Source organism: Falsirhodobacter deserti, assembly GCF_004015795.1.
Taxonomy (GTDB): domain Bacteria; phylum Pseudomonadota; class Alphaproteobacteria; order Rhodobacterales; family Rhodobacteraceae; genus Falsirhodobacter; species Falsirhodobacter deserti.
In genome coordinates this window covers 636,127-655,627 of the sequence record NZ_ML137218.1, presented here as the reverse complement: position 1 = coordinate 655,627, position 19,501 = coordinate 636,127, and the positions used below count along the sequence as shown (strand labels likewise).

18 protein-coding genes and 2 pseudogenes are annotated in these 19,501 nt (G+C 63.2%); 2 read left to right on the top strand and 18 right to left on the bottom strand.

What is annotated here, in order from left to right:
• Position 1 precedes the first annotated feature (1 nt).
• Complete coding sequence (locus tag JX25_RS03330; protein ID WP_128253677.1) at positions 2-220, bottom strand: twin-arginine translocase TatA/TatE family subunit; 219 nt, start codon at positions 218-220, stop codon at positions 2-4.
• A gap of 100 nt (positions 221-320) precedes the next feature.
• Positions 321-1,100 (bottom strand): SDR family oxidoreductase, encoded by a 780-nt coding sequence (locus tag JX25_RS03325; protein ID WP_128253676.1) that lies wholly within the window; start codon positions 1,098-1,100, stop codon positions 321-323.
• A gap of 51 nt (positions 1,101-1,151) precedes the next feature.
• Between JX25_RS03325 and JX25_RS03320 the strand changes: the two genes are divergently transcribed.
• Positions 1,152-2,750: a peptide chain release factor 3 gene (locus JX25_RS03320; protein WP_128253675.1), complete on the top strand. Its 1,599-nt coding sequence runs from the start codon at positions 1,152-1,154 to the stop codon at positions 2,748-2,750.
• 151 nt (positions 2,751-2,901) lie between these two features.
• A complete protein-coding gene (locus tag JX25_RS03315; RefSeq protein ID WP_128253674.1) occupies positions 2,902-4,272 on the top strand; it encodes a DEAD/DEAH box helicase in 1,371 nt (456 codons plus the stop codon).
• Positions 4,273-4,349: 77 nt separating this feature from the next.
• Here the strand turns inward: JX25_RS03315 and JX25_RS03310 are convergent, their stop codons facing one another.
• From JX25_RS03310 to nuoF, 16 genes and pseudogenes are all read right to left on the bottom strand, one after another.
• The gene (locus tag JX25_RS03310; RefSeq protein WP_128253673.1) at positions 4,350-6,026 is read right to left on the bottom strand and encodes a ribonuclease J; all 1,677 of its coding nucleotides are present in this window, start codon (positions 6,024-6,026) and stop codon (positions 4,350-4,352) included.
• Positions 6,023-6,802, bottom strand: coding sequence for a type III pantothenate kinase (locus tag JX25_RS03305; protein ID WP_128253672.1), 780 nt, complete (start codon positions 6,800-6,802; stop codon positions 6,023-6,025). Before JX25_RS03305 ends, JX25_RS03310 begins: the two co-directional genes overlap by 4 nt.
• Positions 6,786-7,538, bottom strand: coding sequence for a biotin--[acetyl-CoA-carboxylase] ligase (locus JX25_RS03300; protein ID WP_128253671.1), 753 nt, complete (start codon positions 7,536-7,538; stop codon positions 6,786-6,788). Before JX25_RS03300 ends, JX25_RS03305 begins: the two co-directional genes overlap by 17 nt.
• Positions 7,528-8,964 carry an NADH-quinone oxidoreductase subunit NuoN gene (gene nuoN / locus JX25_RS03295; protein WP_128253670.1) on the bottom strand — a complete coding sequence of 479 codons (1,437 nt, stop codon included), beginning with the start codon at positions 8,962-8,964 and terminating at the stop codon, positions 7,528-7,530. The genes JX25_RS03300 and nuoN overlap by 11 nt, the downstream gene beginning before the upstream one ends.
• Before the next feature lie 9 nt (positions 8,965-8,973).
• A pseudogene (locus JX25_RS03290) lies at positions 8,974-10,050 on the bottom strand (NADH-quinone oxidoreductase subunit M); the annotation flags it as partial.
• A 14-nt stretch (positions 10,051-10,064) separates the two neighbouring features.
• Positions 10,065-10,619: pseudogene (locus JX25_RS15415) on the bottom strand (proton-conducting transporter transmembrane domain-containing protein); the annotation flags it as partial.
• Positions 10,619-12,580 (bottom strand): NADH-quinone oxidoreductase subunit L, encoded by a 1,962-nt coding sequence (gene nuoL / locus JX25_RS03285; protein WP_128253668.1) that lies wholly within the window; start codon positions 12,578-12,580, stop codon positions 10,619-10,621. The gene nuoL and the pseudogene JX25_RS15415, both read right to left, overlap by 1 nt.
• Before the next feature lie 4 nt (positions 12,581-12,584).
• The gene (gene nuoK, locus JX25_RS03280; RefSeq protein ID WP_128255160.1) at positions 12,585-12,890 is read right to left on the bottom strand and encodes an NADH-quinone oxidoreductase subunit NuoK; all 306 of its coding nucleotides are present in this window, start codon (positions 12,888-12,890) and stop codon (positions 12,585-12,587) included.
• 20 nt (positions 12,891-12,910) lie between these two features.
• The gene (locus tag JX25_RS03275) at positions 12,911-13,519 is read right to left on the bottom strand and encodes an NADH-quinone oxidoreductase subunit J (RefSeq protein ID WP_128253667.1); all 609 of its coding nucleotides are present in this window, start codon (positions 13,517-13,519) and stop codon (positions 12,911-12,913) included.
• Positions 13,516-13,887, bottom strand: coding sequence for a carboxymuconolactone decarboxylase family protein (locus JX25_RS03270; RefSeq protein ID WP_128253666.1), 372 nt, complete (start codon positions 13,885-13,887; stop codon positions 13,516-13,518). The genes JX25_RS03275 and JX25_RS03270 overlap by 4 nt, the downstream gene beginning before the upstream one ends.
• Positions 13,884-14,381: an NADH-quinone oxidoreductase subunit NuoI gene (gene nuoI, locus JX25_RS03265; protein ID WP_128255159.1), complete on the bottom strand. Its 498-nt coding sequence runs from the start codon at positions 14,379-14,381 to the stop codon at positions 13,884-13,886. Before nuoI ends, JX25_RS03270 begins: the two co-directional genes overlap by 4 nt.
• A 2-nt stretch (positions 14,382-14,383) precedes the next feature.
• Positions 14,384-15,421: an NADH-quinone oxidoreductase subunit NuoH gene (nuoH, locus tag JX25_RS03260; RefSeq protein ID WP_128253665.1), complete on the bottom strand. Its 1,038-nt coding sequence runs from the start codon at positions 15,419-15,421 to the stop codon at positions 14,384-14,386.
• A gap of 10 nt (positions 15,422-15,431) precedes the next feature.
• Positions 15,432-15,842, bottom strand: a complete 411-nt coding sequence (locus JX25_RS03255) for a hypothetical protein (RefSeq protein WP_241557838.1) — start codon at positions 15,840-15,842, stop codon at positions 15,432-15,434.
• Complete coding sequence (nuoG, locus tag JX25_RS03250) at positions 15,839-17,848, bottom strand: NADH-quinone oxidoreductase subunit NuoG (RefSeq protein WP_128253664.1); 2,010 nt, start codon at positions 17,846-17,848, stop codon at positions 15,839-15,841. The genes JX25_RS03255 and nuoG overlap by 4 nt, the downstream gene beginning before the upstream one ends.
• Before the next feature lie 25 nt (positions 17,849-17,873).
• Positions 17,874-18,206 carry a hypothetical protein gene (locus tag JX25_RS03245; RefSeq protein WP_128253663.1) on the bottom strand — a complete coding sequence of 111 codons (333 nt, stop codon included), beginning with the start codon at positions 18,204-18,206 and terminating at the stop codon, positions 17,874-17,876.
• Positions 18,203-19,498 (bottom strand): NADH-quinone oxidoreductase subunit NuoF, encoded by a 1,296-nt coding sequence (gene nuoF, locus JX25_RS03240; protein ID WP_128253662.1) that lies wholly within the window; start codon positions 19,496-19,498, stop codon positions 18,203-18,205. The genes JX25_RS03245 and nuoF overlap by 4 nt, the downstream gene beginning before the upstream one ends.
• Positions 19,499-19,501 lie beyond the last annotated feature (3 nt).

The window sequence follows — 19,501 nt, the reverse complement described above, 5'->3', positions numbered from 1 at the left end:
ATCAGACGTTCTTGCGCTCGGCCTCTTCGGGCGTCACGTCCCGTGCCTTGTCCACACGCTGCTGGTCGTCTTCCTTGTCGCCATCGTTCACGCCCTTCTTGAAGGCCGTGATCCCTTTGCCGACTTCGCCCATCAGCGAGGATACCTTGCCGCGACCGAACAGCACCAGAACGATCACCGCGATAAGAAGAAGGCCCGGAAGGCCGATATTGTTGAGCATCTTGCCACTCCCTACATCCGCGAAAGCGGAGGTTTCTTCCTATCTATGATCTTTTTCGCCCGGTTCAAAGTGGGATTCCGAACTGTCGGGTTCACAATCATCACATTGTAAGGTTGGTGTTGCCCCCGTCCACAAGGATGTTCTGGCCCACGATGAACCGCGCCTGCTGCGAACACAGGAAGGCGCAGACCGCGCCGAAATCGCGCGGATCGCCGTAACGGCGGGCGGGAATCTCGGCTTGGCTGCGGCGACGTGCCTCAGCCTCGTCCACACCTTCACGCTGGGCGCGTCCCTTGTCCAGCGATGTGGCGCGCGCCGTATCGTGCGTTCCCGGCAGGATGTTGTTCACGATGACCCCGTGCGGTGCGACCTGCCGCGCCGTGCCCGCGACATAGCCCGTCAGCCCCGCCCGTGCGGAATTCGACAGGCCAAGCTGCGCGATCGGTGCCCGCACCGATTGCGAGGTGATGTTGACCACCCTGCCCCAGCCCTTTTCGATCATCTTCGGCATGATGGCCGTCATCATCGCGATGGGCGCCAGCATGTTGGCATCCAGCGCCTTCTGGAAATCCTCGCGCGCCCAGTCGGACCAGATGCCGGGGGGCGGGCCGCCCGCATTGTTCACCAGGATGTCCACATCTCCCGCAACGTCCAGCACTTTGCGCTGGCCTTCCACGGTGGCGATATCGGCGGAAACGGTCTGCACATCCACGCCGAAGCGGCTGCGCAGGGCTTCTGCCGCCCGGTCCAGCGCGTCCTGCCCGCGCGCGTTCAGGATCAGGTCCACACCCGCTTCGGCCAGCGCCTCGGCGCAGCCAAGGCCAAGACCCTTGGAACCGGCGCAAACAAGCGCCCGTTTTCCGCGAATACCAAGATCCATTCCGTTTCTCCCCAGTGGACGCGCCTCGCGCGCTGATGTAAACCGCCGCCCATGCTGGACAACCGCCCGACCCTTCCGCCCGAAATCGCACGACGCCGGACCTTTGCGATCATTTCGCATCCCGACGCCGGTAAAACAACGCTGACCGAAAAGTTCCTGCTGTTCGGTGGCGCGATCCAGATGGCCGGGCAGGTCCGTGCCAAGGGCGAAGCGCGGCGCACCCGATCGGACTTCATGAAGATGGAGCAGGATCGCGGGATCTCGGTCTCCGCCTCGGCGATGTCGTTCGAGTTCCGGAATTACCGGTTCAACCTTGTCGACACCCCCGGCCACAGCGACTTTTCCGAAGATACCTATCGCACGCTGACGGCGGTGGACGCGGCGATCATGGTGATCGACGGCGCGAAGGGCGTCGAATCCCAGACGCGCAAGCTGTTTGAAGTGTGCCGCCTGCGCGACCTGCCGATCCTGACCTTCTGCAACAAGATGGATCGCGAATCCCGCGACGTGTTCGAGATCATCGACGAGATCCAGGAGAACCTTGCCATCGACGTGGCGCCTGCCTCCTGGCCCATCGGCGTCGGACGCGATTTCATCGGAGCCTATGATCTGCTGCACGACCGGCTGGAGATCATGGACCGCGCCGACCGCAACAAGGTGGCGGAATCGCTGCAGATCAGCGGGCTGGACGATCCGAAACTGGCCGACCACATCCCCGAGGGCCTGCTTGCCAAGTTCCGCGAAGAGATCGAGATGGCACGCGAGCTGCTGCCGAAATTCGATCGCCAATCGTTCCTTGAAGGCCACATGACGCCGATCTGGTTCGGCAGCGCCATCAACTCTTTCGGTGTGAAGGAGTTGATGGACGGCATGGGCGAATACGGGCCCGAACCGCAGCCCCAGACTGCCAAGGAACGCCAGATCGGGTCGGACGAAAACAAGGTCGCCGGTTTCGTGTTCAAGGTGCAGGCCAACATGGACCCCAAGCACCGCGACCGCGTGGCCTTCGTGCGCCTTGCCTCGGGGCATTTCGAACGCGGCATGAAGCTGCTGCACGTCCGGTCGAAGAAGCAGATGGCGGTGTCCAACCCCGTGCTGTTCCTTGCCGCCGATCGCGAACTGGCCGAGGAGGCCTGGGCCGGCGACATCATCGGCATCCCCAACCACGGCCAGCTTCGCATCGGCGACGCGCTGACGGAAGGCGAGGCGCTGCATTTCACCGGCATCCCTTCCTTTGCGCCGGAACTGCTGCAAGGCGTGCGGGCGGGCGATCCGATGAAGGCCAAGCACCTTGAAAAGGCGCTGATGCAATTCGCCGAGGAAGGCGCCGCCAAGGTGTTCAAGCCCATGATCGGGTCGGGCTTCATCGTCGGTGTCGTTGGTGCGCTTCAGTTCGAGGTTCTCGCCAGCCGGATTGAACAGGAATATTCGCTGCCCGTCCGCTTCGAAGGGTCGCAGTTCAGCTCCGCCCGCTGGGTGCAGGGGCCAAAGGCCGCGGTGGACAAGCTGATCGCGGTGAACAAGGGCCATATCGCCACCGACAGCGATGGTGACACCGTGTTCCTGACGCGCCTGCAATGGGATATAGACCGCATCCAGCGCGACCATCCGGACGTGAAGCTGACGGCAACCAAGGAAATGATGGTCTGATTTCGGGGCTATCGGCCTCAAACTTGACGTTTTGCGCATATTGCGCTAACCCCTTCGGCAGGACCGGCAATGGTCCGCCGACGCCGGGACGCCCGGAAGTAGATGCGTCCCTTCCCCCCATGCGGTCCGATACCGCATTCACAGGACGCCGATGACGAAATTCTCCGACCTCGCGCTTGATCCTCGCGTGCTGAAAGCCGTTCAGGAAGCGGGATATGAAACGCCGACGCCGATCCAGGCGCAAGCCATTCCGCATGCGCTGGAAGGCAAAGACGTGCTGGGCATCGCGCAGACAGGCACCGGCAAGACCGCCAGCTTCACGCTGCCGATGATCACGCTTCTGGGCAAGGGGCGCGCCCGCGCCCGTATGCCCCGTTCACTGGTTCTGGCCCCCACGCGGGAACTGGCCGCACAGGTGGCCGAAAACTTCGACACCTATGCCAAGCATACCAAGCTGACGAAGGCGCTGCTGATCGGCGGCGTATCTTTTGGCGAACAGGACAAGCTGATCGACCGCGGCGTGGACGTGCTGATCGCAACGCCCGGCCGCCTGCTTGACCATTTCGAACGCGGCAAGCTGCTGCTGCAAGGCGTTCAGATCATGGTCGTGGACGAGGCTGACCGCATGCTCGACATGGGATTCATCCCGGATATCGAGCGGATCTTCAGCCTGACGCCCTTTACGCGCCAGACCTTCTTCTATTCCGCCACCATGGCACCGGAGATCGAGCGGATCACCAACACCTTCCTGCAGAACGCGGTGAAGATCGAAGTGGCGCGCCAGAACTCCACCTCCACCAACATCGAACAGGCACTGGTGCAGGTCACGCCGTCGCGCAAGGACCGCAGCTTTGCAGAAAAACGCAACGTGCTGCGTGACCTGATCCGCAAGGAAGGCGAAAGCTGCACCAACGCCATCATCTTCTGCAACCGCAAGATGGATGTGGACGTGGTGGCGAAGTCGCTGAAGTCGCATGGTTTCAACGCCGGCGCCATCCATGGCGATCTGGACCAGCGGCAGCGGACCGCCACGCTTGACGAATTCCGCGAAGGCTCGCTTCAGCTTCTTGTCGCCTCGGACGTGGCAGCGCGCGGGCTTGATGTGCCTTCCGTCAGCCATGTGTTCAACTTCGACGTGCCCACCCATCCCGAAGATTACGTGCACCGCATCGGCCGCACCGGTCGCGCGGGCCGCAAGGGCAAGGCCTTCACCCTGGCCACGCCGTCCGACGAAAAATACGTGGCGGCAATCGAATCGCTGGTTGGTCAGCCGATTCCCAAGGCGGAAACGCCGGCGCAGCCCACCCCGACAGAGGAGCCTGTAGCTGTGGCCGAGCCTGCACCCCGTGCGCCCCGTAACCGGTCGTCCCGCCGCCGCGAAGAACGCGCCGTTGATGCCCCTGCCCCCGCAGCGCCCGCCAAGGACGGCCCTGTGGTCGGTCTGGGCGATCACGTGCCGGACTTCCTGCTGCGCAGCTTCGCCCTGCCGCCGCGCGTCGAAGAATCGACCGACGAAGAATAAGAAAAACGGCGGCATGAAGATGCCGCCGTTTCTTTTTGCGATCAAGGCCGCCGGCGATCAGCCGGCGGCCTTTTCATTCACTCGTCCTGAAGGCGCGAGATGACGACCGTCACCTCGGGCTTCTTGCCGATCTCTTCCTGCCCGACCTGGCGGACCATGCGGCGCAGCGCCTCTTCCAGACGGTCATCATCGCGCAGCAGCTTTGCACCCGCACCGTCCAGATACTCGGTCAGTTCCCGCTCCAGCGTGTCAGAGAAGGGCGCGCCGCTGCGTCCCTTGGCTGCAAGGCCCATCACCTCGACCCAGACTTCGCCCAGAAGCTCGTCCGATTCATCCAGCAGCAGCGTGACAAGAACATGCCCGTTCAGCGCCAGCCGGATCCGGTCGCGCACCACGCCGTCGAACGCACCGATCAGCATGGAGCCGTCAAGGTAGACGCGCTTCGGCTCCACCCGCTCCACCGGAACGGGGGTGTTGCCAGTGATGTCGGTGACCATGCCGTTGGTCACGACAGCGCTGCGGATGCCCGCTTCCGTCGCAAGCCGGGAATGTTCGCGCAAGTGGCGGTGTTCACCATGCATCGGGATCATCATCTGCGGCTTCACGACCGAATGCACGGCCACCAGATCGGGCCGGTTGGCGTGACCCGACACGTGGTAAAGCCCGCCCGCATCATCCTGCAGCACCACGCCCATGGCCGAAAGCTGGTTCATGATGCCGCCCACGGCACGTTCGTTCCCCGGAATCGTGCGGGAGGAGAAGAGGAACATGTCGCCCTCTTTCAGTTCGATCCCCAGATACTTGCCACGGGCAAGCTGCGCGGTGGCCGCACGGCGTTCGCCCTGGCTGCCGGTGACGATCAGCAGCACGTTGTCGCGCGGCATTTCCAGCACCTGCTCGGGGCTGATGGTGGGCGGGAAGTCCGTCAGGATGCCGGTTTCCTGCGCCGTTGCCACCATGCGGCGCATCGCGCGGCCCAGAAGGCAGATCGACCGGCCAGACGCATGGGCCGCGTCGGCAAGCGTTTTCAGCCGCGCCACGTTGGACGCGAAAGTCGTGGCAACAACCATGCCGCGCGCGTTCAGGATCAGCTCGCGCAGCGGGCCGGCCAGCGTGCTTTCCGAACGCCCCGGATGCAGCGTGAACACGTTGGTGGAATCGCACATCAGCGCCTTGACCGGACGCTCTGTCGCGATGGTCTCGAACGTGGCGGGATCCCACGGCTCGCCCACGACGGGGGCCGGATCCAGCTTGAAATCGCCCGAATGGACCACCCGCCCCGCAGGCGTGTCAATCACAAGGGCCGAGCTTTCGGGAACCGAATGGCTGATCGGCACGAACTGCACGCTGAAGGGCCCTGCCTCCACCACGGCAGGACGCGGTTCGACCACCGTGATCGTATCGCGCGGCAGGCCGACATCCTGCAGCTTGTGCATCCCGATGGCCGCTGTGAAGCGGCGGGCATAAACGGGCGCGTTCAGCTTGGGCCAAAGATGCGCCAGCGCGCCGATGTGATCTTCATGGGCGTGCGTGATGAAGATCGCCTCGATCCGGTCCGCACGCGCTTCCAGCCACGAGATGTCGGGCAGGATCAGGTCCACGCCGGGCGTCGTATCCATGTCGGGGAAGGTCACGCCCAGATCGATCACGATCAGCCGTTCGCGCCCCGGCGCACCATAGCCGTAGACATAGCAGTTCATGCCGATCTCGCCTGCGCCGCCAAGAGGGAGGTAGATCAGCCGCTCGTTCGTCATGCCTTGTCCTGTTCCATGTTGTATTGGTGTATGAGGACCAGACCCTGCATGGTCAGATCGTCTTCCACAGTGTCAAATAGGTCGAACCCCTGATTGAACAAAGGGGCAAGTCCGCCGGTCGCAATGACCTTGAGCGGACGGTCGCGCTCCAGCCGTATCTGCCGCACGATGCCTTCCACGAGGCCGATATACCCCCAATACACGCCTGACTGCATGCAGGCCACCGTATTTGTGCCGATCGCACTGGCTGGCCGGCTGACATCCACATGTGGAAGGGCGGCAGCCGCCATGTGCAGCGCCTCAAGGCTGAGGTTGACGCCGGGGGCGATGACGCCGCCGATATAGGCGCCATCGGTATCCACCACGTCGAAGGTCGTGGCCGTGCCGAAATCCACGATCACCAGATCGCCGCCATGACGGTGAAAGCCCGCAACCGTGTTCACAAGCCGGTCAGGGCCGACGGTGGTGCCCTGATCCACCCGTGAGGCGACAGGCAGCGCACATTCCGGCTTGCCCACCACCAGCGGGCGGCAATCGAAGTAACGGTTGCACAGCACGCGCAGGTTGAACACGACCCGCGGCGCGGTGGAGGAGATGATCGCCGCAGTGATATTCAGCTTTTCCCCGCCAAGCTGCAGCAGGCTGGTCAGCCAGACGAAGTATTCATCCGCCGTTCGCGTATGATCGGTGGAGATGCGCCAGGTTCCGTGAAACCGCTCCCCGTCATGAATGGAGAAGACGGTGTTCGTGTTGCCGCAATCAATGGCCAGAAGCATGGGGCCGCTCCGAAAAGAAGATGTCGGCGGCGGGTATGGGCACGGGACCGGCATCGGTGTCAAGGATAAGGGCGCCCGTCTCGTCGATGGTCCGGAACACGCCTTCATACGTGGCAGTCATGGTACGGGCGACGATGCGCTGCCCCTGTCGTGCCGCATGGGCAAGAAAATCGCTGCGGGTTCCCGCGAAACCGTGCTGCAACTGCGCCTGCCGCGCGGCCATCGCCGGTGCAAGATGCGCCAGAAGCTGGTCAGGGGTGATCCGCATGCCCGTTTCGGCCAGAAGGCTGACTGGGGGGAAAGCGCCCGGCTCCACCTCGGATGCGGAAGGGGCGCCAATCAGGTTGACGCCGATCCCGATGGCCAGCCGGTCGCCTCGCGCCTCCAAAAGGATACCTGAAAGCTTGCCGCCATTCAGCAGCACGTCATTGGGCCATTTCAGCGAGAGCCTTCGCGGCAGTCCGGTCACCGCGATCAGCGCATCGCGCAGGGCCAAGGCTGCCACGAAAGACAGCAAGCCGCGCTGTTCGGCGGGACCTTCAGGGGCAAGGATCAGGCTGCCATAGAAATTGCCGCGCGGGCTGGCCCATTCGCGCCCGCGTCTTCCACGGCCAGCGGTCTGCTCCTCTGCCACGACCCAGGCCGGCAAGTCCGGCAGGCCGAAGCCGTGGGCGTTGGTGCTGTCCACGCTGGCAAGCAGGTGGCGCCCGACGCCCTGCGGCCAATCAGCGGACAAGAGCTTGGGCGGCCAGCGCCGCAGCTGCGTCCACGCCGAACAGGTTGATCACCCCCAGCAGCATGATCGCGGCCGAAGCCAGCAGAACGACCGCATGAACACGGTTCATTCCGGCGTCCAGACCGCCCTCTTCCTTGCCGAAATACATCAGGAAGACGATCCGCAGATAGTAGTAGGCCGCGGCAACCGAACCCAGTACGCCCAGAACGGCGAGCCAGACCAGCCCTGCATCCACCGCCGCCTTCAGCACATAGAACTTGGCAAAGAAACCGATGAACGGCGGCACACCAGCCATGGAGAAGAACAGCGCCAGAAGGGCCAGCGCCTTCAGGGGTTCTCGTCGTGCATAAAGGCTCAGCGTGTCGATCTGCGTGGTGGAAACGCCATCCTTGCGCATGGACAGGATGAAGGCGAAGGTGCCGATGCTCATCGCGACATAGATCACGATATAGATGAGCATTGCCTGCACACCTTCGACCGTACCCGCAGCAAGGCCCATCATCGCAAAACCGATATGCGAGATGGAGGAATAGGCCATCAGGCGCTTGATGTCCTTCTGCCCGATCGCGGCAACCGATCCCAGCAGGATCGACAGCACCGAGATAACGGCCAGAACCTGCCCCCAATCGGCCGGAACCAGTCCGAACGCATCATAAACAAGGCGCGCAAGGAAGGCGAGGCCGGCGATCTTCGGGGCGGTGGCCAGGAACGCCGTCACGGGCGTGGGCGCGCCTTCGTAAACGTCCGGCGTCCACATGTGGAACGGCGCGGCGGAAACCTTGAACGCGATCCCGGCCAGCATGAAGACCAGGCCGAACAGCAGGCCCACCGGCATCCCCTGCCCCAGCGTCGACAGGATCCCCGCGAACTGCGTGGTTCCGGCGAAGCCATAGGTCAGCGATGCGCCGTAAAGCAGCATGCCCGAGGAAAGCGAGCCGAGAACGAAATACTTCATCCCTGCCTCGGATGACTTGGCGCTGTCACGCCGCAGGCTTGCCAGAACGTAAAGGGCCAGCGACTGAAGTTCGATCCCCATGTAAAGCGCGATCAGGTCCCCGGCCGAAACGGTGACCATCATGCCGACAACCGACAGCGCGATCAGGATCGGGTATTCGAAACGCAGCAGCGCGCGGCGTTCCAGATACTCCTGGCTCAGCACAAGAACGACGGCGGCGGACAGAAGGATCGCAACCTTGGTGAAGCGCGCAAACCCGTCCTCGACGAACATGCCATAGAAGGCATAGCGATCCGCCGGACCGGCAAAACCGATCAGCAGCGCAAGCAGCACGAAAACGGCAGCCGTGGCCCAGATCAACAGCGGTGCCGACCGGTCCTTGCCCGCAAAGACCCCGAACAGAACCGAGCCCAGCGCGAAGACTGTCAGCAGGAACTCTGGGAGGATGGTGGAGAAATCGGCTTCGGTCATCGTCATCCCCTAGTTCGAGGCGGCCTGCAGACCCGCGGGGGCGGGCAGCGCGGCCTGATAGGTCTGCGTCAGGTGGGCGGTGGACGCCCCGATCATGTCAGTCACAAGCGCGGGGTAAAGGCCCAGCAGCAGCACCATCACGACCAGCGGCGCGAAGATCGCCTTTTCCCGCCCGGACATGTCCGTGACGGATTTCAGGGCTTCCTTGATCAGATCGCCCAGCATGACGCGGCGGTAAAGGCGCAGGCCATAGCCGCCCGCGAAGATCACGCCCGAGGTCGCAACCAGCGCCACCCAGGTGTTCACCTGGAACGCCCCCATCAGCGTCAGGAACTCCCCGACGAAGCCAGAGGTGCCGGGCAGGCCGACATTGGCCATGGTGAAGAACAGGAACACCAGCGCATAGGCGGGCATCCGGGCCTGCAACCCGCCGAACGCGTCGATGTCCTGCGTGCGAAGCCGGTCGATCACGACTCCGGCGCAAAGGAACATCGCGGCGGAGATGAAGCCGTGCGACACCATCTGGAAGATGGCGCCGTCTATCCCCTGCTGGTTGGCCGAAAAGATGCCAAGCGTGACAAAGCCCATATGCGCGATCGAGGAATAGGCGATCAGCCGCTTCATGTCATGCTGAACGAAAGCGATCAGCGAGGTGTAGACGATGGCGATGGCCGACAGCCAAAGCATCAGGTCCTGCATCACGTCGGATCCGACGGGGAACATCCCCAGCGAGAAGCGGAGGAAGCCATAGCCCCCCATTTTCACGAGGATGGCAGAAAGCACCACCGTCGCCGCAGTCGGTGCCTGCACATAGGCGTCGGGCTGCCAGGTATGCAGCGGCCACATCGGCAGTTTCACTGCAAAGCTGGCAAGAAAGCCAAGGAACAGCAGCGTTTGCAGCCCGCCCACCACGGTTATGCACGCCACCGTCACCGGCGAGGAGGCGAAATCATGCTGCAGCAGTGCCACAATATCCGTCGTGCCTGCATCGTAATACATCGCGATCATCGCGATCAGCATCAGGACCGAGCCGAGGAAGGTATAAAGGAAGAACTTGAACGCCGCATAAAGACGCTCTTTCCCGCCCCGCCTGCATCGTAATACATCGCGATCATCGCGATCAGCATCAGGACCGAGCCGAGGAAGGTATAAAGGAAGAACTTGAACGCCGCATAAAGACGCTCTTTCCCGCCCCAGATACCGATCATCAGCGATGCCGGGATCAGCGTGCCTTCGAAGAACACATAGAACAGCACCAGATCCAGCGCCGAGAAAACGCCGATCATCAGCGTTTCCAGCACGAGGAAGGCGATCATCAGCTCCTTCACGCGGTGCTGGGCGTTCCAGCAGGCACCGATCACCACAGGCATCAGGATGGTCGTCAGCAGAACGAACATCACCGAGATGCCGTCAACACCCATCCGGTAACGCAGCCCGCCAATCCAGGCATGATCTTCCACGAACTGGAAACCGGGGTTCGACCGGTCGAAACCGGCATAGATGAACAGCGAGATCAGGAACGTCGCCACCGTGGCCAGCATCGCCAGCCATTTCGCGTTCTTCTGCGCGGCTTCATCCCCGCCCCGCAGGAAAACGGCCATGATCAGCGCCGCAACCGACGGGATGAAGGTGACGATGGAAAGAAGGCTGTCCATCAGCGCGATCCCCCTGTGAAGCTGATCCATGTGACAAGGGCGGCGACGCCCAGAACCATGGCGAAGGCATAGTGGAAGACATATCCCGACTGCATGCGCTGCAGCGCCCGTGCCAGCGCCGGAATAAGCCCGAGGGCCACACCGTTCACCGCACCGTCGAAACCGCGATCATCCCCGCGCCGCCAGAAGAAGTTCCCCAAAGAGCGGGACGGGCGCACGAAGATGGCTTCGAACAATTCGTCGAAATACCATTTGTTGAACAGAAAGGCGTGCAGGCCGCGCGCCTTGTCTGCCATGCGTGCCGGAACGTCCGGATCACGCATATACATCAGCCACGCAACGACCAGCCCCACCAGCATCGCCAGAACGGGCGAACCAACGACCCATGCCGGGGCCTCATGCGCCTCGTGCAGCATGTGGTTGTTCGCGGCCCAGCCAAGGCTGGCGCCGAACCAGTCGCGCACGATTTCCTCCTTCCCGAAGAAGACGTTGCGCCAGGCCATGCCGGCGAAAACCGCGCCCACCGACAGAACGGCCAGCGGGATCAGCATGCTGCGGTCCGGTTCATGCGCATGATCGTGGATCTCGACCTTGCCGCGGGGCGTGCCGAAGAAGGTCAGGAACATCAGGCGCCACGAATAGAAGGCCGTCATCGCCGCCGCGATCAGCAGAAGCCAGAAGGCGAAGGGCGAACCTGCCCATGCGGTTTCAAGGATCGCGTCCTTGGACACGAAGCCCGCAAAGCCGATCCACGTGAACGGAATGCCCACGCCGGTGATTGCCAGCGTTCCGATCAACATGGCCCAGAAAGTCATCGGCATCTTGCGGCGCAATCCGCCATAGTTGCGAAGATCCTGTTCCCCGCCCATCCCGTGGATGACGGACCCTGCCGCAAGGAACAGCAACGCCTTGAAGAAGGCGTGGGTCAGCAGGTGGAACATCGCCACGGAATAAACGCCAAGGCCCGCCGCCACGAACATGTAGCCAAGCTGCGATGCCGTCGAATAGGCGATCACGCGCTTGATGTCGTTCTGCACCAGACCCACGGTGGCGGCGAAGAACGCCGTCAGCGCCCCGATCACCACGACCACGGTCTGGGCATCCGGCGCAACCTCGAACAAGGGCGACATGCGGCAGATCAGGAAGACGCCCGCCGTCACCATGGTTGCCGCGTGGATCAGCGCCGAAACCGGGGTCGGCCCCTCCATTGCATCGGGCAGCCAGGTATGCAGGCCCAGCTGGGCCGATTTGCCGGCAGCACCGATGAACAGAAGGATGCCGACGATCGTTGCCGCGTTCCACTCGATCGACAGGAAGGACAGCGTCGTTTGCGCCAGCTGCGGCGCCGCAGCGAAGATATCGTCGAAATAGATGGAATCCGTCAGCAGGAACAGCGCCCCAATCCCCAGAAGGAAGCCGAAGTCGCCCACGCGATTGACCACGAAGGCCTTGATCGCCGCCGTGTTGGCGCTGCCCTTGCGGTGATAAAAGCCCACCAGCAGGTAAGAAACAAGGCCCACACCTTCCCAGCCGAAGAACAGCTGAACAAGGTTGTCTGCCGTTACCAGCGCCAGCATGGCGAAGGTGAACAGCGACAGATAGGCGAAGAAGCGGGCGCGGTAATGCTCCCCCTCGCGGAAATTCTCGTCATGCGCCATGTAGCCGAAGCTGTAGAGGTGCACGAGCGCCGAAACCGTCGTGACGACCACCAGCATGATCGCCGTCAGCCGGTCCAGCCGGATCGACCAGTCCGATTGCAGGCTGCCGCTTTCGATGAAGCGCATAAGGCTTGTCTGCACGACGGTGCCGTCAAAGCCGATGAAGACGAACCAGGACAGCACCGCCGCCAGCGCGACCAGCGCCGTTGCGATGACCTGACCCGCATATTCGCCGACGAAGCGCCAGCCGAAGCCACAGATCAGCGCGCCGACCAGCGGCGCAAGAAGGATGACCGTAACCATGCCCTCACCCCTTCATCACGTTGACGTCTTCGACGTCGATGGAGCCTTTGTTGCGGAAGAAGGTGACAAGGATGGCAAGGCCGATCGCAGCCTCTGCCGCCGCCACGGTCAGCACGAACATCGTGAAGACCTGCCCCGTCAGGTCACCCAGATGGCTGGAAAAGGCGACAAGGTTAATGTTCACCGCCAGCAGCATCAGCTCGATCGACATCAGGATGACGATCACGTTTCTCCGGTTCAGGAAGATGCCGAAGATGCCGACGACGAAAAGCGCCGCCGCCACCACCAGGTAATGTTCCAGTCCCACCATCATCGTTCCCTCCCCCGGGATCAAAGGCCCTGCCCCGGTTTCACGTCTTTCAGTTCCACCGCTTTCGCGGGGTCGCGCCACATCTGCTGCAGCACGTCCTGGCGCTTGATATCCCCGCGGTGGCGCAGCGTCAGCACGATTGCCCCTATCATCGCCACCAGCAGCACAAGGCCGGCCATCTGGAACAGCAGAAGATAACGGTCGAACAGCACCAGCCCGAGGGCGCGCGTGTTTTCGATGTTCACCGGCGTGACCGACTGGCGAAGGCCAAGCGCGCCTTCGCTTTGCACCCATGCGCCAAGGCCAAGGCCAAGCTGCACCAGCAGAACCACGCCGATCAGCGCCGCAATGGGTGCATAGCGTATCATCTGGCCCTTCAGCTGGCCGAAATCGACATCAAGCATCATCACGACGAACAGGAAAAGCACCGCCACCGCGCCGACATACACGATGATCATCAGCATCGCCACGAATTCGGCCCCCAGCAGCACGAACAGGCCCGCAGAAGACAGGAACGTCAGGATCAGCCAAAGCACCGCATGCACGGGATTGCGAGAGATCGTGACGCAGATCCCCGCGACCAGCGTCACGATGGCGAAGGCATAGAATGCGAAGTCTGCAACCGTCATGCGGGTTTCTCCTCTTCGTCGAAGACCTGTCGGGCCAGGTCCAGCGCGGATTGCGCGGCGGGCAGACCGGCAAGCATGCCCATCTGCAGGATCGTCTCGGCTACCTCGCGGTGGGTGGCGCCGGCGGTGCGGGCATGGCGCAGCGTCCAGACCAGCACATCGCCCTGCACCCCGCGTGCCACCATCGCGCCCAGCGTCACCAGCATCCGCGTGCGGGCATCCAGCCCTTCGCGGTTGAAGGTGTTGCCGAACCACATCTCCATCATCTCCCGGGACAGGGAAAGATCGCCTTGTGGCGCGAAGCTGCGGGCCATCGACTGGCCCTGTTCCATCCACGCCTTCAGGAAGGTGCCGAACTCGTCGTTCATCGGTAGGGCGCGTCCAGTTCCAGGTTGCGGGCGATCTCGACCTCCCAGCGGGCGCCGTTCTCAAGCAGTTTCTGCTTGTCATAGAACAGCTCTTCCCGCGTCTCGACCGAGAATTCGAAGTTCGGGCCTTCCACGATGGCATCTACGGGGCACGCCTCCTGGCAGAAGCCGCAATAGATGCATTTCGTCATGTCGATGTCATAGCGCGTGGTGCGGCGGCTGCCGTCCTCGCGCGGTTCGGCATCGATGGTGATCGCCTGTGCGGGGCAGACCGCTTCGCACAGTTTGCAGGCGATGCAGCGCTCCTCGCCGCTGGCATAGCGGCGCAGCGCATGCTCGCCGCGGAAGCGGGGCGAAAGCGGCCCCTTTTCATGCGGATAGTTCAGGGTTTCCTTCGGCGCGAAGAAATAGCGGAAACCCAGACGGAAGCCCTTCAGGAAATCCATCAGCAGCGCGTAGCGGGCCGCGCGGCCCCAGTCGATCGTTTGCGCCATCATCAGCCTCCAATCGCCCAGCGGGCCCAGAAGCCGCCAAGCACTTCGAATTTCGCAAGGAACGCGATCAGCACGACCCAGCCCAGCGACAGCGGAAGGAAGACCTTCCAGCCCAGCCGCATCAGCTGGTCATAGCGGTAGCGGGGCGTGATCGCCTTCACCATCGCGAACATGAAGAAGAAGAATGCCATCTTCGCAACCATCCACAGCGCACCGTCAGGCAGGCCGGGAATGGGCGACAACCAGCCGCCGAAGAACAGCAGCGACATCAGGGCGCACATCAGGAAGATGGCGATATATTCGCCAGCCATGAACAGAAGATACGGCGTGGAGGAATATTCGACCATGAAGCCGGCGACCAGTTCGGATTCTGCCTCGGGCAGATCGAAAGGCGGACGGTTCGTTTCGGCCAGCGCCGAGACGAAGAACAGCACCACCATCGGCAGATGCGGCAGCCAGTACCAGTTCAGCAGCCCCAGATTGCCGTCCTGTGCGTGAACGATCGCGCCGAAGTTCATCGACCCGGTGGAAATGATGACCCCGATGATGATCAGGCCAAGGCTCACCTCGTACGAGATCATCTGCGCGGCAGAGCGCAGGGAGCCAAGGAACGGGTATTTGGAGTTCGAGGCCCAGCCGCCCATGATCACGCCATACACCTCCAGCGAGGAGGCGGCGAGGACGAACAGCACGGCCACGTTCAGGTTCGACACCACCCAGCCATCGGCAAAGGGAATGACGGAAAAGGCGAACATCGCCAGCATGAAGGACAACAGCGGCGCAAGGAAGAAAACGAAGCGGTCGGCCCCGGCCGGCACCACGATTTCCTTCACCACGTATTTCAACGCATCGGCAAAAGTTTGCAGCAGGCCCCACGGGCCCACCACGTTCGGGCCGCGCCGCATCTGCACCGCCGCCCACACCTTCCGGTCACCATAGACCATAAAGATCAGCGCGATCATCACGAAGGCAATGACCCCGAGCGCCTGCAGCGCCGTCAGCAGCGTGATGCCAAGTCCCGTTTGAAGAAAATCGGTCATGTCCCCTCCCTCACACCGTCGGGATCGACTGCGCCTTGCAGTCGGCCACCGTCTGCGCCGCATCGATGATATCCTCGCCCCGCGGCTTGTTACGCGAGATGAGGTAGACCGCGTCGGCAACCCATGCGCCGCCACGGTCATCTATATTGGTGCGGATGCGGCGGGCATAGCCCTGACCGCGAATCCGCGCATATTGTGCCGCGGCACATGCCGTATAGGCGTCGATATCCGACGCCGCGCGCGGCTGATCAATGGCGACGCGGAAAGCCACCAGGTCATCATCAAGCCGCATCGTCTGCACGCCCAGATAGGTGGGCGCGGGAAGCGGCCCCTCCCCCTCCGCCGCTGCAGGAATGTCCTGCGGCAGGATGGGCGCACAGGCCGTCAGTCCGATCATCGCCACCACGGCCATCCCTTTCATTCCGCCGCCAGCGGGGCCGAGGCCCGCTCTGCCGCCAGTCGTGAAAGTTCCGCCATCAGGACAGAGGCGCGCGCGATCGGGTTGGTCAGGTAGAAATCGCGCGGAATGATGCGGAATTCTGCCTGTGCCGGATCACGCACTTCCAGCGGCTGCCAGTCATTTGCGGGAACCTGATCGATGCGCCCCAGATGCGGAACGGCGGCAACCAGCTTCGTGCGAAGCTGCGCCAGCGTATCGAAGGGCAGCGCCGCCCCCAGTTCCGCCGAAAGCGCACGCAGGATCGCCCAGTTTTCCTTGGCATCACCCGGCGGGAAGCCGGCGCGCATGGCAAGCTGCGGGCGGCCCTCGGTGTTCACGAACAGGCCGTTTTCCTCGGTATAGGCGGCGGCGGGCAGGATGATGTCCGCCCGATGCGCACCCCGGTCGCCGTGGCTGCCCTGATAGATGACGAAGGGGCCGGGCGCGATGTCGATCTCGTCCGCGCCAAGATTGAACACCACTTCGGCGCCTTCCATCGCGCCGGCCAGCCCGCCCTGCGACACCGCGCCGATATCCATCGCCCCCACGCGAGAGGCGGCGCCGTGAAGTACCAGAAGTTTCGCGCCGGTCGCACCGCAATAGGCCATCGCCTGGCTCAGCACAGCCTCGCCATCCGCTTCGGAAATGGCGTCCTGCCCGATGATGACGATGCCGCCGGTTCCGGCCTCGGCCTCGCGCACCAGACGGGTCAAGCTGTCGCGGCCGGTGCCCAGATGCGTTACGTCATAGGTCAGATCCGCCAGCGGGCCGACCACTGCAACCGAGGCGCCCGCCAGCCATGCCTTGCGGATGCGGGCGTTCAGCACCGGCGCTTCAAGGCGCGGATTGGTGCCGATCAGCAGGATCCGGTCCGCCGCCTCGATATCCTCGATGGTGGCGTTGCCGACATAGGCCGAGCGGTTGCCGGCAGGAAGCTGCGCGCGGTCGGTGCGGCATTCCACCCGTCCGCCCTGCCCTTCGACCAGCAGCTTCAGCGCATATGCAGCCTCGACCGAGGCAAGATCGCCCACGAGGCCAGCCAGTCGGCGGCCCTGCATCGCGGTGGCGGCTGCCCGAAGCGCCTCGCCCCACGTGGCGCGGCGCAGCTTGCCCGCTTCACGGATATAGGGCACGTCCAGCCGCTGGCGGCGCAACCCGTCCCAGATGAAGCGGGTCTTGTCGCTGATCCACTCCTCGTTCACGCCGTCATGGTTGCGCGGCAGGATGCGCATCACTTCGCGCCCCTTGGTATCCACGCGGATGTTGGAACCAAGAGCGTCCATCACATCCACCGAGTGGGTTTTCGAAAGTTCCCACGGGCGGGCGGTGAAGGCATAGGGCTTGGACGTCAGCGCGCCCACGGGGCACAGGTCGATGATGTTGCCCTGCAGGTTCGAATCCAGCGTCTGGTTCAGATAGGACGTGATCTCCGCATCCTCGCCCCGCCCCGTCTGGCCCATCTGGCTGATGCCCGCCACTTCGGTGGTGAAGCGGACGCAGCGCGTGCAGGAAATGCAGCGCGTCATCGCCGTTTTCACCAGCGGGCCAAGGTTCAGTTCCTCGGCGGTGCGCTTGGGTTCGCGGTAACGGCTGAAATCCACGCCATAGGCCATGGCCTGGTCCTGAAGATCGCACTCGCCGCCCTGATCGCAGATCGGGCAGTCCAGCGGGTGGTTGATGAGCAGAAACTCCATCACCCCTTCGCGGGCCTTCTTCACCATGGGCGAGTTGGTCTTGACCACCGGCGCCTCGCCGTTCGGACCCGGGCGCAGGTCCTTGATCTGCATCGCGCAGGACGCCGTCGGCTTGGGCGGGCCGCCCACAACCTCGACAAGGCACATCCGGCAGTTGCCTGCGATGGACAGCCGCTCGTGATAGCAGAAACGCGGAACCTCGACGCCCGCAAGCTCGGCCGCCTGAAGAATGGTCATCGCGCCATCGACCTCGTATTCGTGGCCGTCGATGTTGATCTTGCGAAGGTTGCTCATCTGGGGTCCTCCCCGGCAAAAACTCTCATCTACAGGCCCCCTCGAACACCCAGTTCGGGGCCTCGTACCGCCCGATGACATCGGGGTTGAAGCGCAGCATCCGGTTGGCACAGGCCCGCGCCGCCACGTCCTTGGCCAGCTTGCCGTCATCATAGCCCAGCGGGTTCGCCGGGTTGTAAATGGCCATTGTCATCCCGGTGACGGGCACGACGCCCTTGCCGGTAATGGTGCTGCCGATACCCGCCGGCTGCAGGACGGACACGAAGCTGCCGTCCTGCATGGTGGGCGCGGGCGGCCGTTCGGCCTGCTCCGCACATCCTGCCAATGCCAACAAAGCTATGATGCCAAGCGCCTTCATTCCGCCGCCAAGGCTCCCGTGCGGCCCGTGCGCTTGGCCTTGATGCGATCCTCGATCTCTTCCCGGAAGTGACGCACAAGGCCCTGGATCGGCCATGCCGCCGCGTCACCAAGGGCGCAGATCGTGTGGCCTTCGATCTGCTTGGTGACGTTGATCAGCATGTCGATCTCCTCGACCTCGGCCTCTCCGCGCACCAGACGGTCCATCACGCGCATCATCCAGCCGGTGCCTTCGCGGCATGGCGTGCACTGGCCGCAGCTCTCATGCTTGAAGAACTTCGACAACCGCCAGATCGCCTTGATGACGTCGGTGTCCTTGTCCATCACGATCATGCAGGCCGTCCCGAAGGAGGAGCGGTTCTCGCGCATCCAGTCGTAATCCATCAGCGCATCCTCGCACAGATGGGCCGGCAGGATGGGGCAGCTTGCGCCGCCGGGGATGACTGCCTTCAGGTTCTTCCAGCCGCCGCGCACGCCGCCGCCATGACGCTCGATCAGTTCGCGCATGGGGATCGACATGGCTTCTTCCACCACGCAGGGCGTGTTGACGTGGCCCGTCATGGCGAACAGCTTCACGCCCGTGTTGTTGGGGCGCCCAAAAGAGGAATACCAGTCGGCCCCGCGCCGCAGGATCGTCGGCACGACCGAGATCGATTCGACGTTGTTCACCGTGGTCGGGCAGCCATAAAGGCCCGCGCCCGCCGGGAACGGGGGCTTCATCCGCGGCATCCCCTTCTTGCCTTCAAGGCTTTCAAGCAGGGCCGTTTCCTCGCCGCAGATATAGGCACCCGCCCCGTGATGCAGGTAAACGTCGAAGTCATAGCCCGACTTGCAGGCGTTCTTGCCAAGGAAACCTGCATCATACGCCTCGTCGATGGCGCGCTGCAGGCTTTCCTTTTCACGGATATATTCGCCGCGGATATAGATATAGGCCGCCGCGGCGCCCATCGCGAAGCCCGCGATCAGGCACCCTTCCACCAGATGGTGGGGATCGTGGCGCATGATCTCGCGGTCCTTGCAGGTCGCGGGTTCGGATTCGTCGGCATTCACCACCAGATAGGACGGACGGCCGTCCGACTGCTTGGGCATGAACGACCATTTCAGGCCCGTGGGAAAGCCCGCCCCGCCCCGGCCGCGCAGGCCCGAGGCTTTCACCTGATCGATGATCCAGTCACGCCCGTTGGCAAGGATGCCGGCCGTGTTGTCCCACAGGCCGCGCTTCTGCGCGCCCGCAAGCGTGCGGTCGTGCATGCCATAGATATTCTGGAAGATCCGGTCCTGATCTTTCAACATCTT

Coding starts and splice junctions, on each gene's coding strand:
- JX25_RS03255 (WP_241557838.1), bottom strand. CDS start 15,842: ATGAAAGGGATGGCCGTGGTGGCGATGATCGGACTGACGGCCTGTGCG.
- nuoK (WP_128255160.1), bottom strand. CDS start 12,890: ATGGTGGGACTGGAACATTACCTGGTGGTGGCGGCGGCGCTTTTCGTC.
- JX25_RS03245 (WP_128253663.1), bottom strand. CDS start 18,206: ATGAAGGCGCTTGGCATCATAGCTTTGTTGGCATTGGCAGGATGTGCG.
- nuoN (WP_128253670.1), bottom strand. CDS start 8,964: ATGACCGAAGCCGATTTCTCCACCATCCTCCCAGAGTTCCTGCTGACA.
- JX25_RS03315 (WP_128253674.1), top strand. CDS start 2,902: ATGACGAAATTCTCCGACCTCGCGCTTGATCCTCGCGTGCTGAAAGCC.
- nuoH (WP_128253665.1), bottom strand. CDS start 15,421: ATGACCGATTTTCTTCAAACGGGACTTGGCATCACGCTGCTGACGGCG.
- nuoG (WP_128253664.1), bottom strand. CDS start 17,848: ATGAGCAACCTTCGCAAGATCAACATCGACGGCCACGAATACGAGGTC.
- JX25_RS03325 (WP_128253676.1), bottom strand. CDS start 1,100: ATGGATCTTGGTATTCGCGGAAAACGGGCGCTTGTTTGCGCCGGTTCC.
- JX25_RS03320 (WP_128253675.1), top strand. CDS start 1,152: ATGCTGGACAACCGCCCGACCCTTCCGCCCGAAATCGCACGACGCCGG.
- JX25_RS03310 (WP_128253673.1), bottom strand. CDS start 6,026: ATGACGAACGAGCGGCTGATCTACCTCCCTCTTGGCGGCGCAGGCGAG.
- JX25_RS03305 (WP_128253672.1), bottom strand. CDS start 6,802: ATGCTTCTGGCCATTGATTGCGGCAACACGAACACCGTCTTCTCCATT.
- JX25_RS03270 (WP_128253666.1), bottom strand. CDS start 13,887: ATGAACGACGAGTTCGGCACCTTCCTGAAGGCGTGGATGGAACAGGGC.
- nuoL (WP_128253668.1), bottom strand. CDS start 12,580: ATGGTTACGGTCATCCTTCTTGCGCCGCTGGTCGGCGCGCTGATCTGT.
- JX25_RS03330 (WP_128253677.1), bottom strand. CDS start 220: ATGCTCAACAATATCGGCCTTCCGGGCCTTCTTCTTATCGCGGTGATC.
- nuoI (WP_128255159.1), bottom strand. CDS start 14,381: ATGGCGCAAACGATCGACTGGGGCCGCGCGGCCCGCTACGCGCTGCTG.
- JX25_RS03275 (WP_128253667.1), bottom strand. CDS start 13,519: ATGACGGTTGCAGACTTCGCATTCTATGCCTTCGCCATCGTGACGCTG.
- nuoF (WP_128253662.1), bottom strand. CDS start 19,498: ATGTTGAAAGATCAGGACCGGATCTTCCAGAATATCTATGGCATGCAC.